This window comes from Streptococcus vulneris (genome assembly GCF_019218685.1).
GTDB classification, from domain to species: domain Bacteria; phylum Bacillota; class Bacilli; order Lactobacillales; family Streptococcaceae; genus Streptococcus; species Streptococcus vulneris.
In genome coordinates this window covers 84,343-101,471 of sequence record NZ_JAHUZC010000004.1, presented here as the reverse complement: position 1 = coordinate 101,471, position 17,129 = coordinate 84,343, and the positions used below count along the sequence as shown (strand labels likewise).

Genomic DNA, 17,129 nt, shown 5'->3' with positions numbered 1-17,129 from the left:
AAAAAGGACTTCGTTTTTTCAAAAATATAATACAGTTTGAGGAAAAATATAGACTGTTTTAGAAAAGAAAGTGTAAAAACAGGGATTTTTCGCTTGTTGAAATCGGTTACTGTATGGTATACTTGTCTCATGAATGTAACAGATGACTGTTACTAGAAAGAAAAAAGAGGACATTAACATGGTTGTTAAGACAGTTGTTGAAGCACAAGATATTTTTGACAAAGCTTGGGAAGGCTTCAAAGGCGTAGATTGGAAAGAAAAAGCAAGTGTATCACGCTTCGTACAAGCTAACTACACACCTTACGATGGAGACGAAAGCTTCCTTGCAGGACCAACAGAACGTTCACTTCACATCAAAAAAATTGTAGAAGAAACTAAGGCTCACTACGAAGAAACTCGTTTCCCAATGGACACTCGTCCAACATCTATCGCTGATATCCCAGCAGGATTTATCGATAAAGAAAACGAAGTTATCTTCGGTATCCAAAATGACGAACTCTTCAAATTGAACTTCATGCCAAAAGGTGGTATCCGTATGGCTGAAACTACTTTGAAGGAAAATGGATACGAACCAGACCCAGCTGTTCACGAAATCTTCACTAAATACGTAACAACAGTTAACGACGGTATTTTCCGTGCTTACACTTCAAACATTCGTCGCGCTCGTCACGCTCACACTGTAACTGGTCTTCCAGATGCATACTCACGCGGACGTATCATCGGTGTTTACGCACGTCTTGCTCTTTACGGTGCAGACTACTTGATGCAAGAAAAAGTAAACGACTGGAATGCAATCGAAGAAATCGATGAAGAAACAATCCGTCTTCGTGAAGAAATCAATCTTCAATACCAAGCATTGCAACAAGTTGTTCGCTTGGGTGACCTTTACGGAGTTGACGTTCGCAAACCAGCGATGAACGTTAAAGAAGCTATCCAATGGGTTAACATCGCCTTCATGTCTGTCTGCCGTGTTATCAACGGTGCTGCTACATCTCTAGGTCGTGTGCCAATCGTATTGGACATCTTTGCAGAACGTGACCTTGCTCGTGGTACATTTACTGAATCAGAAATCCAAGAATTCGTTGATGATTTTGTTATGAAACTTCGTACAGTTAAATTTGCTCGTACAAAAGCTTATGACCAATTGTACTCAGGTGACCCAACTTTCATCACAACTTCTATGGCTGGTATGGGTAACGACGGTCGTCACCGTGTTACTAAGATGGACTACCGTTTCTTGAACACTCTTGACAACATCGGTAACTCTCCAGAACCAAACTTGACAGTTCTTTGGACTGATAAATTGCCATACAACTTCCGTCGCTACTGTATGCACATGAGCCACAAACACTCTTCTATCCAATACGAAGGTGTAACAACAATGGCTAAAGACGGATATGGTGAAATGAGCTGTATCTCATGCTGTGTGTCTCCGCTTGACCCAGAAAATGAAGAACAACGCCACAACATCCAGTACTTCGGTGCTCGTGTAAACGTATTGAAAGCCCTTCTTACTGGTTTGAACGGTGGTTACGACGATGTTCACAAAGACTACAAAGTATTTGACATCGAACCAATCCGTGACGAAGTTCTTGAATTCGAATCAGTTAAAGCTAACTTTGAAAAATCTCTTGACTGGTTGACTGATACTTACGTAGATGCTTTGAACATCATTCACTACATGACTGATAAGTACAACTATGAAGCTGTTCAAATGGCATTCTTGCCAACTAAACAACGTGCCAACATGGGATTCGGTATCTGTGGATTTGCCAACACTGTTGATACATTGTCAGCTATCAAATACGCTACAGTTAAACCAATCCGTGATGAAAATGGCTACATCTATGATTACGAAACAATCGGTGAATACCCACGTTGGGGTGAAGATGACCCACGTTCAAACGAATTGGCAGAATGGTTGATCGAAGCTTACACAACTCGTCTACGTAGCCACAAACTTTACAAAGACGCTGAAGCTACAGTATCACTTTTGACAATCACATCTAACGTTGCTTACTCTAAACAAACTGGTAACTCACCAGTCCACAAAGGTGTATACCTCAACGAAGATGGTTCTGTGAACTTGTCTAAACTTGAATTCTTCTCACCAGGTGCTAACCCATCTAATAAAGCTAAAGGTGGATGGTTGCAAAACTTGAACTCACTTTCTAGCCTTGACTTTAGTTATGCAGCTGATGGTATCTCATTGACTACACAAGTATCACCTCGCGCTCTTGGTAAGACTCGTGACGAACAAGTTGATAACTTGGTAACAATCCTTGATGGTTACTTCGAAAACGGTGGACAACACGTTAACTTGAACGTTATGGACTTGAACGATGTTTACGAAAAGATTATGTCAGGCGAAGACGTTATCGTACGTATCTCTGGATACTGTGTAAACACTAAATACCTCACTCCAGAACAAAAAACTGAATTGACACAACGTGTCTTCCACGAAGTTCTTTCAATGGATGATGCCTTGGATGCGTTGAGTTAAGATTATATAAAATAATACAAAGAAGGACTAGTTAAAAGCTAGTTCTTCTTTTTGTAAAATTTATTGGTCAATTAAAGTCAAATTACTTGACCTTTTCTGACTAATGTAGTATATTATGAACGTAAGGTAAATGAAAACCTTACTAGAACACTTATTTAAAGTAAAATAGAAAGAGGTGGGGTCTATGTTTAATCTAGAAATCTTTAGAAGTAAAGATAGTCTACTCCTGCTTGAAAAAGAAAAACCAGAAATAGTACGTAGAGTAGCGATTTAGCTAGTCTAAATTTTTTAAAACAAAGGTCAAAGATAGTCAATATCAGTGATCGTAACTAAGTAAACAAAAAGAGGTAAAGAATATGAACAACAACTTTAATAATTTTAACAACATGGATGATTTATTTAACCAATTGATGGGTGGTATGCGAGGATATAGTTCTGAAAATCGCCGTTACTTGATTAATGGACGTGAAGTCACACCTGAGGAATTTGCTCACTATCGTGCAACTGGTCAATTGCCAGGAAATGCAGAATCTGATGCGCAAATGCAACAACAGGCTTCAGGTATGAAACAAGACGGTGTCCTTGCCAAACTAGGTCGTAACTTGACAGCGGAAGCTCGTGAGGGTAAGTTGGATCCTGTTATCGGACGAAACAAGGAAATTCAAGAAACATCTGAAATTCTATCACGCCGTACCAAGAATAATCCTGTTTTGGTCGGAGATGCAGGTGTTGGTAAGACAGCGGTTGTAGAAGGCCTAGCGCAAGCCATTGTGAACGGAGATGTCCCAGCTGCTATTAAGAACAAGGAAATCCTTTCCATTGACATCTCAGGTCTTGAGGCTGGTACTCAATACCGTGGTAGCTTTGAAGAAAATGTCCAAAATCTAGTCAATGAAGTGAAAGAAGCAGGAAATATTATTCTCTTCTTTGATGAAATTCACCAAATTCTCGGTGCTGGTAGCACTGGTGGAGATAGTGGTTCTAAAGGGCTTGCGGATATTCTCAAGCCAGCCCTCTCTCGTGGTGAATTGACAGTGATTGGAGCGACAACTCAAGACGAATACCGTAACACCATCTTGAAGAATGCTGCTCTTGCTCGTCGTTTTAACGAAGTCAAGGTCAATGCTCCTTCAGCAGAGGATACCTTTAAAATCCTTCAAGGAATTCGTGACCTCTATCAACAACACCACAATGTCATCTTGCCAGATGAAGTCTTGAAAGCAGCAGTGGATTATTCTGTTCAATACATTCCTCAACGTAGCTTGCCAGATAAGGCTATTGACCTTGTCGATGTAACGGCGGCTCACTTGGCAGCTCAGCATCCAGTAACAGATGTACATGCTGTTGAACGTGAAATCGAGGCAGAAAAAGACAAGCAAGAAAAAGCGGTTGAGGCAGAAGATTTTGAAGCAGCTCTAAACTATAAAACACGTATCGCAGAATTAGAAAAGAAAATCGAAAACCACACAGAAGATATGAAAGTGACTGCAAGTGTCAACGATGTGGCTGAATCTGTAGAACGTATGACGGGTATTCCAGTTTCACAAATGGGAGCGTCAGACATCGAACGATTGAAAGATATGGCTCATCGCTTGCAAGATAAGGTGATCGGCCAAGACAAGGCAGTTGAAGCAGTGTCTCGTGCTATCCGTCGTAACCGTGCTGGTTTTGATGAAGGCAATCGCCCAATCGGTAGCTTCCTCTTTGTAGGGCCTACTGGGGTTGGTAAGACTGAGTTAGCTAAGCAATTGGCGCTGGATATGTTTGGAACCAAGGAGGCAATCATCCGTTTGGATATGTCTGAATACAGTGACCGCACAGCTGTTTCTAAGCTAATCGGTACAACAGCTGGTTATGTGGGTTATGATGACAATAGTAATACCTTGACAGAACGTGTTCGTCGCAATCCTTACTCTATTATTCTTTTGGATGAGATTGAAAAGGCTGATCCTCAAGTGATTACTCTTCTCCTTCAAGTTTTGGATGATGGTCGTTTGACAGATGGTCAAGGAAATACGGTGAACTTTAAGAACACTGTCATTATTGCAACGTCAAATGCTGGATTTGGCTATGAAGCCAACTTGACAGAAGATGCGGATAAACCAGAGTTGATGGATCGTTTGAAACCCTTCTTCCGTCCAGAGTTCCTTAACCGCTTTAACGCAGTTATCGAGTTCTCACACTTGACGAAGGAAGACCTTTCTAAGATTGTGGACTTGATGCTGGCTGAAGTCAACCAAACCTTGGCTAAGAAAGACATTGACTTGGTAGTCAGTCAAGCGGCTAAAGACTATATTACAGAAGAAGGCTATGACGAAGTCATGGGTGTTCGTCCGCTTCGCCGAGTGGTTGAACAACAAATTCGTGATAAGGTAACAGACTTCCACTTGGATCATCTAGATGCCAAACATTTGGAAGCAGATATGGAAGACGGTGTTTTGGTCATTCGTGAAAAAGCCTAATACTCTTTGAAAATCAAATTCAAACCACGTCAACGTCGCCTTGCCGTACTCAAGTACAGCCTGCGGCTAGTTTCCTAGTTTGCTCTTTGATTTTCATTGAGTATAAGACAAAATTTTGAGAATAAAAAAGAAGGAACCAGCTGAAAAAACTGGTTCCTTTTTTGTGTTTAAATCACATGACGCTCAAAGGCATCATCTGAGATTCCTTGTTCCAAGATGAGTTTCGCCCATTCTTTAGCAGAGAAGAGGCTGTGGTCCTTGTAGTTTCCGCAAGATTCGATGGTTGTTCCTGGGACATCTTCCCAAGTAGTAGTTTCAGCGATTTCTTTGAGCGAATCCTTGATAACTGCTGCAATTTCAGCGCTGGTATGACGTCCCCACATAATCATATGGAAGCCTGTACGGCAACCAAATGGTGAACAGTCAATCATACCGTCAATGCGAGTACGGATGAGCTTTGCCAAGAGGTGCTCGATGGTGTGAAGGCCGGCAGTAGGGATAGAGTCTTCGTTTGGTTGCACCAAGCGAATATCATAATTGGAGATGATGTCTCCTTTTGGGCCTGTTTCTTCCCCAATCAAGCGGACATAAGGCGCTTTTACAATGGTGTGATCAAGTTCAAAGCTTTCAACAATAACTTCTTTTGACATGGTAAATCCTTTCAATTTTCTCTTTTCATTATAACATAAAGCCGGCTCCTGAGACAGAGAGAAAACCTCTCCGAGAGTGGAGAGGTTCAAATCTTTACTTGCGATACAAGCGGTCGTATTGGTAGTAAGGGTCAAAGGTTACATTGATACCCAATTTACGAAGGACGTTCTTGTCTTCATCTGTCAAGATGATGGTTGAGTGGGCTTCGCTTCCTTTGAGGTTGCCGAGCTCTTCCATAGCACGAGCAGCATCAGGATTTTCTGTAGCCGTGATGGCAAGTGCAATCAGGATTTCATTTGAATGAAGGCGTGGATTGCGGCTACCGAGATGATCAATTTTAAGACCTTGGATTGGCTTGACAAGTTCCGGTTCGATGAGTTTTACTTCTTTAGCAATGTCAGCTGATTTCTTGATGGCGTTGATCAAGGCAGCGGCTGTAGGGCCAAAGAGCTCAGAGTTCTTACCTGTGACGATTTCCCCGTTAGGCAATTCAAGGGCTAGGGCTGGTCCGCCAGTTTCTTCTGCTTTTTGACGAGCAGCGACAGCAACCTTGCGGTCTGCAGGTGTGATGCCGAGGTCGTTCATGAGCAACTCGATTTTCTTAACAGCAGCTTCGCCAACTTTTTCAGCCTTGAAGTCAAGAACAGTTTGATAGTAACGGCGGATGATTTCTTGTTTAGAAGCTTCGACAGCAGCCTCGTCATCTGTAATAGCGAAACCAACCATGTTGACACCCATATCTGTAGGTGAAGCGTAAGGAGATTCACCTAGGATACGTTCCAACATGCGCTTGAGCACTGGGAAGATTTCGATGTCACGGTTGTAGTTGACAGTGGTTTCTCCGTAGGTTTGGAGATGGAAGGGGTCAATCATGTTGACATCATCAAGGTCAGCTGTGGCAGCCTCGTAAGCCAAGTTGACTGGATGATGAAGGGGAAGATTCCAAACTGGGAAGGTTTCAAATTTAGCGTAACCAGACTTGATACCATTGATTTGGTCGTGGTACATGTTTGACATACAAGTTGCCAATTTTCCAGAACCAGGTCCAGGAGCGGTTACGACGATCAAGTTGCGACTAGTTTTGATGTAGTCATTTTTTCCCATGCCTTCTGGAGAAATGATGTGATCCATATCCGTCGGATATCCTTTGATTGGATAGTGAAGATAAGAATCAATTCCGTTTTTCTCAAGTTGGTTGCGGAAGGCATCTGCAGCTGGTTGACCAGCGTACTGTGTGATGACTACCGAGCCAACAAAAATCCCTAATTCATTGAATTTATCAATCAAACGAAGAACTTCTTGGTCATAAGAAATGCCCAAGTCACCACGTGCTTTGGAATGTTCGATGTTGCTAGCGTTAATGGCAATCACAACCTCGACTTGCTCTTTTAATTCTTGCAAGAGCTTGATTTTGTTGTCAGGCTCATAACCAGGAAGAACACGAGCAGCGTGGAAATCTTCTAACATTTTGCCACCAAACTCCAAGTAGAGCTTGCCGTCAAATTGGTTAATGCGCTCCAAAATGTGGTCGCGCTGTAGATTCAAATATTGTTCAGAACTAAAAGCTTGTTTTTTCATTTTTTTACCTCTGACCTCTATTATAATAAAAAATTGGAAGTTAGGAAACTATGGAGTTAAAAAAGGAATCAAAAAGATTAGGCAAACGCTTGCATAAAACTCTGAAAAGCGCTATCATAGACTATAGATTATTAAAATAATGAGGTAAGAAGATGCAAGAAAAGTGGTGGCACAATGCCGTAGTCTATCAAGTTTATCCTAAGAGCTTTATGGATAGCAACGGAGATGGAATTGGCGATTTGCCAGGTATTACCAGTAAGTTGGATTATCTAGCCAAGTTAGGAATCACAGCGATTTGGCTTTCTCCTGTTTATGACAGTCCTATGGACGATAATGGCTACGATATTGCTGATTATCAAGCGATTGCAGCTATTTTCGGAACCATGGAGGACATGGACCAACTGATTGCGGAGGCTAAGAAGCGTGATATTCGTATCATCATGGACTTGGTGGTCAATCATACTTCAGATGAACATGCTTGGTTTGTCGAAGCCTGTGAAAATCCTGACAGTCCTGAGCGCGACTACTATATCTGGCGGGATGAACCAAATGATCTTGATTCTATCTTTAGCGGATCTGCCTGGGAATACGATGAAAAGTCAGGTCAATACTATCTCCACTTTTTCAGCAAGAAACAGCCGGATCTCAACTGGGAGAATGAAAAACTGCGCCAGAAAATTTACGAGATGATGAACTTCTGGATTGATAAAGGCATTGGCGGTTTTCGTATGGATGTCATTGATATGATTGGGAAAATTCCTGATGAGAAAGTAGTCAATAATGGTCCTATGCTCCATCCCTATCTCAAGGAGATGAATCAGGCGACCTTTGGCGACAAAGAACTCTTGACGGTGGGAGAGACCTGGGGAGCGACGCCAGAAATCGCTAAACTTTACTCTGATCCAAAGGGGCAAGAATTGTCTATGGTCTTCCAGTTTGAACACATCTGTCTTCAGTATCAGGAAGGGCAACCTAAATGGCACTATCAAAAAGAGCTAAACATCGCTAAGTTAAAAGAGATTTTCAACAAATGGCAGACTGAGTTAGGAGTTGAAGACGGCTGGAATTCCCTCTTCTGGAACAACCATGACCTTCCTCGTATTGTCTCTATCTGGGGAAATGACCAAGAATACCGTGAAAAATCTGCCAAAGCCTTTGCAATCTTACTTCATCTCATGAGAGGAACACCTTATATCTACCAAGGTGAGGAGATTGGGATGACCAATTATCCGTTTGAGACACTTGATCAAGTAGAAGATATTGAATCTCTCAACTATGCGCGTCAAGCTCTTGAAAAAGGTGTTCCGATGGAAGAAATTATGGATAGTATCCGTGTCATTGGTCGCGACAATGCTCGTACTCCGATGCAATGGGATGAAGGCCAAAATGCTGGCTTCTCAACAGGTCAACCTTGGTTGGCAGTCAATCCAAACTATCAAGCAATCAACGTTCAAGAAACACTGGCAAATCCAGATTCTATTTTCTATACTTATCAGAAACTGGTTCAAATCCGCAAAGAGAATAGCTGGCTGATTCGAGCTGAATTTGAATTGCTTGAAACTGCTGATAAGGTCTTTGCTTACATCCGTAAAGATGGTGACCGCCGTTTCTTAGTTGTGGCCAACTTGTCCAATGAAGAGCAAGACTTGACCGTAGAAGGAAAAGTCAAATCGGTCTTGATTGAAAACACCACGGCTCAGGAAGTTTTTGAAAAACAAATCTTGGCGCCATGGGATGCTTTCTGTGTGGAATTACTATAAATATTTTTTACAGAAAAATTTAAAAATAAAATCGCATAAAAACAAGGGAGGACTGTATGAAAGACAGAAATCCTTTGTTTTTTTATGAGCAAAGTTTATAAACTTTCATTCTCAAAATTCAATTAACTTTACAAATTTCCTCTATTTTGGTAAAATAAATCTATGTTATAAAAACTAACATAAAGGAGAAAGAAGATGAATACAAAAAAGCGTGTCCTTAGCGCAGGCCTGACCCTTGCGGCTGCTTTGCTTTTAGCTGCTTGCGGACAATCAGGTTCAGATACAAAAACTTACTCATCAACCTTTAGTGGAAATCCAACTACATTTAACTATTTATTAGACTACTACGCTGATAATACAGCCATCATTACTAACCTAGTTGATGGTTTGCTTGAAAATGACAACCACGGGAACCTAGTTCCATCTTTGGCAGAAGACTGGTCTGTTTCAAGCGACGGTCTGACTTATACCTATAAATTAAGAAAAGATGCCAAATGGTTCACGGCTGACGGTGAAGAGTACGCCCCAGTCAAGGCACAAGATTTTGTGACAGGTATCAAGTATGCAGTGGACAATAAATCACAGGCCATTGACTTGATTCAAAACTCCATCAAGGGCTTGAATGATTATATTACAGGAGCGGATACTGACTTTTCTAAGGTTGGGGTGAAGGCGATTGACGACCAGACTGTTGAGTATACTTTGGCACGCCCAGAACCTTACTGGAATTCAAAAACAACTAACAGTATTCTTTTCCCGGTGAATGAAGAGTTTTTAAACTCAAAAGGGAAAGATTTTGGTACCCTATCTCCAGATAGTATTCTTTACAGCGGACCTTATTTGTTAAAAGATTTCACATCAAAATCATCAATCGAGTATGTGAAAAATCCGCATTACTACGATCATGATAAAGTATCAATTGAACATGTGAAATTGGCTTACTTTGATGGTTCAGACCAAGAATTGACCATCCGTAACTTTGAAAGTGGAGCCTATTCAATCGCTGGGGTTTATCCAAATAGTTCTAACTTTGCCAAGACCAAGGAAAAATATAAGGATAATATCGTTTATAGCTTGCAGGACAAGACTTCTTGGTATTTCAATTTTAACGTCAATCGTAAGGCCTACAACCACACATCTAAAACGACAGATGAGCAGAAGAAGTCAACTGAAACAGCTGTCTTGAACAAAAAATTCCGTCAAGCGGTGAACTTTGCATTGGATCGCACAGCCTATTCTGCCCAGTCAAATGGGGAAGAAGCAGCTAGCAAGACCCTTCGTAACACTCTAGTGCCTCCAACATTTGTCCAAGTGGGAGACAAGACCTTTGGAGAAGTAGTTGCTTCTAAATTGGTCAACTATGGCACAGAATGGTCAGGTATTAACTTGGCAGATGCTCAGGATTCCTACTTTAACAAAGAAAAAGCCCAAGCAAAATTTGCGGAAGCTAAAAAAGAATTGGCAAGTCAAGGTGTGACTTTCCCTATTCACTTGGATGTTGCAGTTGATCAAACAAGTAAAAATGCCGTGACAGGTATGAACTCTGTTAAGCAGACCCTTGAGTCAGTTTTAGGCGCTGATAACATTGTCATTGATGTTCAGCAACTGTCAACAGATGATTTTAATAACGTAGCCTTCTTGGCACCAACGCCTGCTGATCGAGACTACGATTTGAACTTTGATGGTTGGGTAGGTGATTACCAAGATCCGTCAACTTATCTCAATCCTTTCAATGCAGAGGATGGATTCTACCTCAAGATCTTTGGTCTAGATGCTCAGGAAGATAAAACGAAAATTGCTAGTCTGGGTCTTGATACTTACACCAAGATGCTCAAAGATGCAGATAGCGAAAATAAAGATGTCGCCAAACGCTATGAAAAATATGCTGAAGCACAGGCTTGGATGATTGACAATTCTCTGATTATGTCAGCCATGTCAAGTGGTGGAACAGCATCTGTCACCAAAGTAACGCCATTCACAAGAGGTTATTCATTGGTCGGCATCAAGGGTGACGGCAATAACTACAAGTACATGAAACTGCAAAAAGATACTGTGACAACCAAACAGTTTGAAGAAGCTAAGACTAAATGGGAGCAAGAAAGCAAAAAAGCAATCGAAAAAGCTCAAAAAGAAGCAGAAAATCATGTTAAATAGATGAACGAGGTTCCGTAAGGGACCTTGTTTGTTATATTTTTGATTCGTATTCCTCTGTCTATGAAACGAGAATGTCAAAATAGGAAGCGATAGATACTATACAGGTTATAAAAAAACAATTATTCCTTCGGAGTGCATTTAGAAGATGTATTGAAAACGCTGATAAAAAAAGGAATAAATGGAAATTATTTCATGATTGTGATATAATAATTCTGATAATCAACATATAGGGGAAAACTATGAATAAACGTTCAAAAAGAGCCCGTTCGGGTAAAGTTAAGCGGAGTATTAATATAGCCTTATTAACCATTTATGTATTATTGGGTGGTTTTTTGCTGTTCTTGATTTTTAGACATAATATATTAGCGTTTAGATATCTGAATGTCATAACGGCAGCTGTAGTGATTTTGGTCGCTTTAGCGAGTCTGCTTTTGATCATTTATAGAAAAGCAGAAAAGTTTACAATTTTCTTTTTAACACTAGCTATTTTAATGAGTTCAGTTTCTTTTTTTGCACTGCAACAATTTGTCGGCTTTACTAGTCATATCAATTCTACGTCAAATTACTCAGAATACTCAATGAGTGTTGTTGTTCTGAAAGATAGTGACGTTCATAATGTCACGCAATTAGATAGTGTTACAGGACCTACGGATACTGATAATGATAATATTCAAAAATTGATAGCTGATATCAAAACTAGTCAGAGCAAAGAATTGACGGTTGAACAAAGCACCTCATACCTTGCAGCTTATAAGAGCTTGGTATCAGGTGAAGCAAAAGCGATTGTCTTAAATAGCGTCTTTGAAAATATTATAGAATCTGAATACCCTGATTACGCATCAAAAATTAGGAAAATCTACACTAAAAATATCACCAAAGAAGTAGCTGCTCCTAAAGTTTCTAAGAACAAATCCTTCAATGTCTATGTGAGTGGTATTGACACTTACGGACCAATTAGTTCAGTTTCTCGTTCAGATGTCAACATTTTGATGACTGTTAATCAAGATTCAAAAAAAATTCTATTGACAACAACCCCTCGAGATTCTTATGTTCCGATTGCTGACGGCGGGAATAATCAAAAAGATAAGTTGACTCATGCAGGTATTTATGGAGTTGACTCCTCTATTCATACTTTGGAAAATCTTTATGGAGTTGATATTAATTACTATGTTCGTCTAAACTTCACTTCGTTCTTGAAATTGATTGACCTTTTAGGTGGTGTAGATGTATACAATGATCAGGAGTTTACATCTCGTCACGGGAAGTTCCACTTCCCAGTAGGAAATGTCCATTTAGATTCTGAACAAGCTCTTGGGTTTGTTCGTGAACGTTACTCTTTAGCTGATGGGGATCGTGACCGTGGTCGTAATCAACAAAAGGTCATCGTCGCAATCATTCAGAAATTAACTTCTACTGAAGCCTTAAAAAATTATAGTGACATTATTCAAGGCTTGCAAGATTCCCTCCAAACAAATATGCCGATCGAAACGATGATGGATTTGGTTAATGCTCAATTGGAGAGTGGTGGTAGTTATAAAGTCAACTCTCAAGACCTCAAAGGTACAGGTCAAATGGGACTTCCTTCTTATGCTATGCCAGATAGTAATCTCTATATGATGGAAATCGATGATAGTAGTCTAGCAGCTGCTAAAAGTGCGATACAAGATGTGATGGAGGGAAGATGATATGATTGATATCCACTCTCACATTGTCTTTGATGTAGATGATGGCCCGAAGTCTATAGAAGATAGTAAAGCCCTTTTAAGAGAAGCATATAATCAAGGGGTTAGGATGATTGTTTCGACTTCCCATCGTCGAAAAGGGATGTTTGAGACTCCAGAAGAAAAAATAGCGACGAATTTTTTAAAGGTTCGTGAGATTGCTAAAGAAGTGGCAGATGATTTGGTCATTGCTTATGGAGCGGAGATATACTATACTCCAGATGTTCTAGAAAAACTTGAAAACAAGCGTATTCCTACCCTTAATGATAGTCGTTATGCTTTGATTGAATTTAGTATGAATACACCCTATCGCGATATTCATAGAGGGTTAAGCAATATTTTGATGTTAGGGATTACCCCGGTGATTGCTCATATTGAACGTTATGATGCGTTGGAAAACAATGAAAAGCGTGTTAGGGAACTGATTGATATGGGCTGCTATACGCAAGTAAATAGTTCTCATGTTCTAAAACCTAAGCTCTTCGGTGAAACCTATAAATTTATGAAAAAGAGAGCCCAATATTTTTTGGAGAAAGACTTGGTTCATGTCATTGCAAGTGATATGCATAACTTAGATAGTAGACCCCCCTATATGGAGGAGGCTTATCAGATTATTTCTAAAAAGTATGGTAGAGCCAAGGCGGAAGAGCTATTTGTAGAGAACCCTAGGAAAATTATAATGGATCAAATAATTTAGGAGAAAATATGAAAGAACAAAATACTATGGAAATCGATGTATTTCACCTATTTAAAATTCTTTGGAAACGAAAAATTCTAGTTGCATTGGTAGCAATTGTAGCTGGAGCTTTAGCTTTTGCTTATAGTGCTTTTATCGTTAAACCGGAGTTCACTAGTACTACACGGATTTATGTAGTCAACCGTAATCAGGGAGATAAGCCTGGTTTGACAAATCAAGACTTGCAAGCTGGATCATACTTGGTTAAAGACTATCGTGAAATTATTTTGTCTCAAGATGTTTTAGAAAAAGTTACATCTGATTTGAAATTAGATCTGTCACCAAAATCTTTGGCTAGTAAAGTCAAGGTAACTGTACCAGTCGATACCCGTATCGTTTCTATTTCAGTTAATGATAGAGTCCCTGAGGAAGCTAGTCGTATCGCTAACTCCTTGAGAGAAGTAGCTGCTGAAAAGATTATCAGTATCACACGCGTTTCTGATGTCACAACACTTGAAGAAGCTCGTCCCGCTATAGCACCATCTTCTCCAAATATTCGTAGAAATACAATTATAGGTCTACTTGGAGGAACAGTCTTTACGGTTATCGCTGTTCTTATCGTTGAACTGGTTGATACACGAGTGAAACGTCCAGAGGATATTGAAGATGTTATGCAAATCGCATTATTGGGAGTTGTTCCAAATTTGGATAAATTGAAATAGGAGAGAGATATGCCGACATTAGAAATAGCACAGAAAAAATTAGATCTGGCCAAAAAAGCGGAAGAATACTATAATGCCTTGCGTACGAATATACAATTGAGTGGAAATAATTTACAAGTGATTTCTATCACCTCTGTAAAACCAGGTGAAGGAAAGTCAACGACTTCTACAAATATTGCTTGGGCATTCGCGCGTGCAGGTTACAAGACCCTGTTAGTAGATGCTGATATTCGTAATTCTGTCATGTCAGGTGTCTTCAAGTCACGTGAAAAAATTACTGGATTGACAGAATTTTTATCTGGAACAACAGACCTATCTCATGGTTTATGTGATACCAATGTTGAGAATCTATTTGTGGTTCAAGCTGGGTCTATCTCACCCAACCCAACTGCTTTATTGCAAAGTGAAAATTTTAGCACTATGATTGACACACTTCGCAAGTATTTTGATTATATTATTGTTGATACAGCGCCTATTGGTATCGTAATCGACGCAGCTATTATTACACAGAAATGTGATGCATCTGTTTTAGTTACTGCGGCAGGAGAAGCTAACAGAAAAGATGTTCAGAAGGCTAAAGGTCAATTGGAACAAACGAATAAACCATTTTTAGGAGTTGTATTAAATAAATTCAATACTTCAGCTGAGAAATATGGTTCTTACGGTGAGTATGGTTCTTACGGTAAAAAATAGGGGATAGAATAAGGGATAGACTAAGGAAGTAGTTATGGAAGAGAAAGGGATAAAAATATCTCTGGCAGTAATCCAGAGTTTTATAGTAGTGTTACTGGGGTATTCTCTTAGTTTTGTTAAAGAGACAGATATTCTTTCAACAACAATGATTGTCCTATATATTCTCCACTACATCGTATTTTATTTTAGCGATTACGGTCAAGATTTTTTTAGACGAGGGAGTTTGATTGAACTTGTTCGCTTGACAAAATATATCATTTTCTTTGCGTTGGCAATTAGTCTTTCTAATTTCTTTTTAGAAGAACGCTTTAGTATCTCTAGACGAGGCATGGTGTATTTCTTAACCTTACACTCGATTCTAATGTATCTAGTCAATATTTGTATCAAGTATTATTCGAAACGGGTATTTCCTAATTTGAAATGGAGTAAAAAACTATTCTTGATTACAGCAACATCTAGAGTTGAGAAAGTGATGGATAAATTACTTGATGCGGGTGATTTCTTTGGAGAACTGGTGGCAGTTAGTGTATTAGATAAACCTAATTTCCAACATGATACTATTACAGTCGTACCAGTCGAAAATATTTTAAATTTTGCAACTCACGAAGTTGTGGACGAAGTGTTTATCAATCTTCCTAGTGAAGAATATGATATTGGTGAATTTATTTCTCGTTTTGAAACGATGGGAATTGATGTAACGGTTAATCTAAATGCTTTTGACCATAATCTAGGGCGTGACAAAAAAATCCGTGGGATGGCTGGTCTAAATGTCATTACTTTTTCGACGAAATTTTATAAGAATAGTCATGTAATTGCTAAGCGTGTCATAGATATTATTGGTTCTATTTTTGGTTTAATGATTTGTGGTCTAGTTAGTATAGTTCTAGTTCCAGCTATTCGAAAAGATGGTGGACCTGCTATTTTTGCCCAGACTCGCATAGGAAAAAACGGCCGACATTTTACTTTTTATAAATTTAGATCAATGTGTATTGATGCTGAGGATAAAAAGAGAGAATTGTTGGAGAAAAATACCATGCAGGGTGGTATGTTTAAGATGGACAATGATCCTCGCATTACAAAAATTGGTCGCTTTATCCGTAAAACTAGCTTGGATGAACTTCCCCAGTTTTGGAATGTTCTGAAAGGAGATATGAGCCTAGTGGGAACAAGACCGCCAACAGTTGATGAATATGAGACATACACACCTGAACAAAAACGTCGATTGAGTTTTAAACCGGGTATCACTGGACTTTGGCAAGTTAGTGGTAGAAGTGAGATTAAGAATTTTGATGAAGTTGTTAAATTAGATGTAGCTTATATAGACGATTGGACAATTTGGAAAGACATTGAAATTTTACTAAAAACTATTAAAGTTGTACTTATGAGAGATGGAGCGAAGTGATTTTATGAATAAAGTGAGGGAAATTCAACTAGGAGAATTATCTTTATTGAAAAACTTTATTGCTATTTGTAGTAAATATAACTTAAGATATTATGCTTTGGGAGGAACATTGCTAGGAGCCATTCGTCATAAAGGATTTATTCCTTGGGATGATGATATGGATTTAGGGATGCCTCGAAAAGATTATGAAAAATTTTTATCTATTTGTAAAAAAGAACTTCCAGAACATGTTATTTTGAGACTTCATGATGACAATTTAGGTAATACCTCTATTATGGATACATCCTTACAAATTCCATTTGGAGATGAACTATGTAGTCCATTCATAGATATTTTTCCTTTGGATGGTTATCCAGATGATCGTTTTCATTATTTTATTCATACAAACAAAATCAAATTCTATCGTGCACTTTCTAAAATTTCGGTAATCGATCGTCTACATGACAGAGATCGGGGAAGTTTTGAAAATGCAATTGTGAGTATATCAAAAGTTTTGAAATTAAATAAACTTCTAAAAACAGCCACTATTAACAACAAATTACAAAATCTAATTAAACAATATGATTTTGAAACTAGTTCAATAGTAGGTAATGTATTAGGCTCTTACAGAGAACGTGAGCTTGCTAGAAAAGAAGTATTCGGTGAACCACAATTACTAGAGTTTGAGAACTTAGAAATAAGTTGCCATGCAAACCCAGATGAATATTTAACAAAAATATATGGTGATTACATGAAGTTACCAAAAGAAGCCGAGCGTAAGGGTCATTTTGAGTCTACATGGGGAGATTAATTTGAATAGTTTTAATT

12 protein-coding genes are annotated in these 17,129 nt (G+C 39.1%); 10 read left to right on the top strand and 2 right to left on the bottom strand.

Going from position 1 to position 17,129, the window contains the following annotated elements:
• Positions 1–178 precede the first annotated feature (178 nt).
• Both pflB and KUA57_RS04585 read left to right on the top strand, forming a co-directional pair.
• Positions 179–2,503 carry a formate C-acetyltransferase gene (gene pflB, locus KUA57_RS04590; protein WP_000260631.1) on the top strand — a complete coding sequence of 775 codons (2,325 nt, stop codon included), beginning with the start codon at positions 179–181 and terminating at the stop codon, positions 2,501–2,503.
• A gap of 356 nt (positions 2,504–2,859) precedes the next feature.
• On the top strand, positions 2,860–4,965 hold the full coding sequence (locus KUA57_RS04585) for an ATP-dependent Clp protease ATP-binding subunit (protein WP_218493722.1): 2,106 nt from the start codon (positions 2,860–2,862) through the stop codon (positions 4,963–4,965).
• A 167-nt stretch (positions 4,966–5,132) separates the two neighbouring features.
• Here KUA57_RS04585 and KUA57_RS04580 read toward each other — a convergent pair whose 3' ends face one another.
• Both KUA57_RS04580 and KUA57_RS04575 read right to left on the bottom strand, forming a co-directional pair.
• A complete protein-coding gene (locus KUA57_RS04580; RefSeq protein ID WP_000032547.1) occupies positions 5,133–5,615 on the bottom strand; it encodes an S-ribosylhomocysteine lyase in 483 nt (160 codons plus the stop codon).
• 94 nt (positions 5,616–5,709) lie between these two features.
• Positions 5,710–7,194, bottom strand: coding sequence for a DUF1846 domain-containing protein (locus KUA57_RS04575; protein WP_218493721.1), 1,485 nt, complete (start codon positions 7,192–7,194; stop codon positions 5,710–5,712).
• 152 nt (positions 7,195–7,346) lie between these two features.
• Here KUA57_RS04575 and KUA57_RS04570 point away from each other — a divergent pair, with 152 nt between their 5' ends.
• The 8 genes from KUA57_RS04570 to KUA57_RS04535 all read left to right on the top strand — a co-directional run bounded on the left by KUA57_RS04570 (position 7,347) and on the right by KUA57_RS04535 (position 17,112).
• Positions 7,347–8,954 carry a glycoside hydrolase family 13 protein gene (locus tag KUA57_RS04570; RefSeq protein WP_218493720.1) on the top strand — a complete coding sequence of 536 codons (1,608 nt, stop codon included), beginning with the start codon at positions 7,347–7,349 and terminating at the stop codon, positions 8,952–8,954.
• Between the two features lie 195 nt (positions 8,955–9,149).
• The gene (locus tag KUA57_RS04565; RefSeq protein ID WP_218493719.1) at positions 9,150–11,108 is read left to right on the top strand and encodes a peptide ABC transporter substrate-binding protein; all 1,959 of its coding nucleotides are present in this window, start codon (positions 9,150–9,152) and stop codon (positions 11,106–11,108) included.
• Between the two features lie 239 nt (positions 11,109–11,347).
• Positions 11,348–12,793, top strand: a complete 1,446-nt coding sequence (gene cpsA / locus KUA57_RS04560; protein ID WP_218493718.1) for an LCP family glycopolymer transferase CpsA — start codon at positions 11,348–11,350, stop codon at positions 12,791–12,793.
• Position 12,794: 1 nt separating this feature from the next.
• Positions 12,795–13,526, top strand: coding sequence for a capsular polysaccharide biosynthesis protein Cps4B (gene cps4B / locus KUA57_RS04555; RefSeq protein ID WP_124787555.1), 732 nt, complete (start codon positions 12,795–12,797; stop codon positions 13,524–13,526).
• Between the two features lie 8 nt (positions 13,527–13,534).
• Positions 13,535–14,227: a capsular polysaccharide biosynthesis protein CpsC gene (gene cpsC / locus KUA57_RS04550; protein WP_125411070.1), complete on the top strand. Its 693-nt coding sequence runs from the start codon at positions 13,535–13,537 to the stop codon at positions 14,225–14,227.
• A 9-nt stretch (positions 14,228–14,236) separates the two neighbouring features.
• Positions 14,237–14,920, top strand: coding sequence for a tyrosine-protein kinase (locus KUA57_RS04545; RefSeq protein WP_020901549.1), 684 nt, complete (start codon positions 14,237–14,239; stop codon positions 14,918–14,920).
• A gap of 34 nt (positions 14,921–14,954) precedes the next feature.
• Positions 14,955–16,322, top strand: a complete 1,368-nt coding sequence (locus KUA57_RS04540) for a sugar transferase (RefSeq protein ID WP_094753628.1) — start codon at positions 14,955–14,957, stop codon at positions 16,320–16,322.
• Positions 16,323–16,326: 4 nt separating this feature from the next.
• Positions 16,327–17,112, top strand: coding sequence for a LicD family protein (locus KUA57_RS04535; protein WP_218493737.1), 786 nt, complete (start codon positions 16,327–16,329; stop codon positions 17,110–17,112).
• Positions 17,113–17,129: the final 17 nt, after the last annotated feature.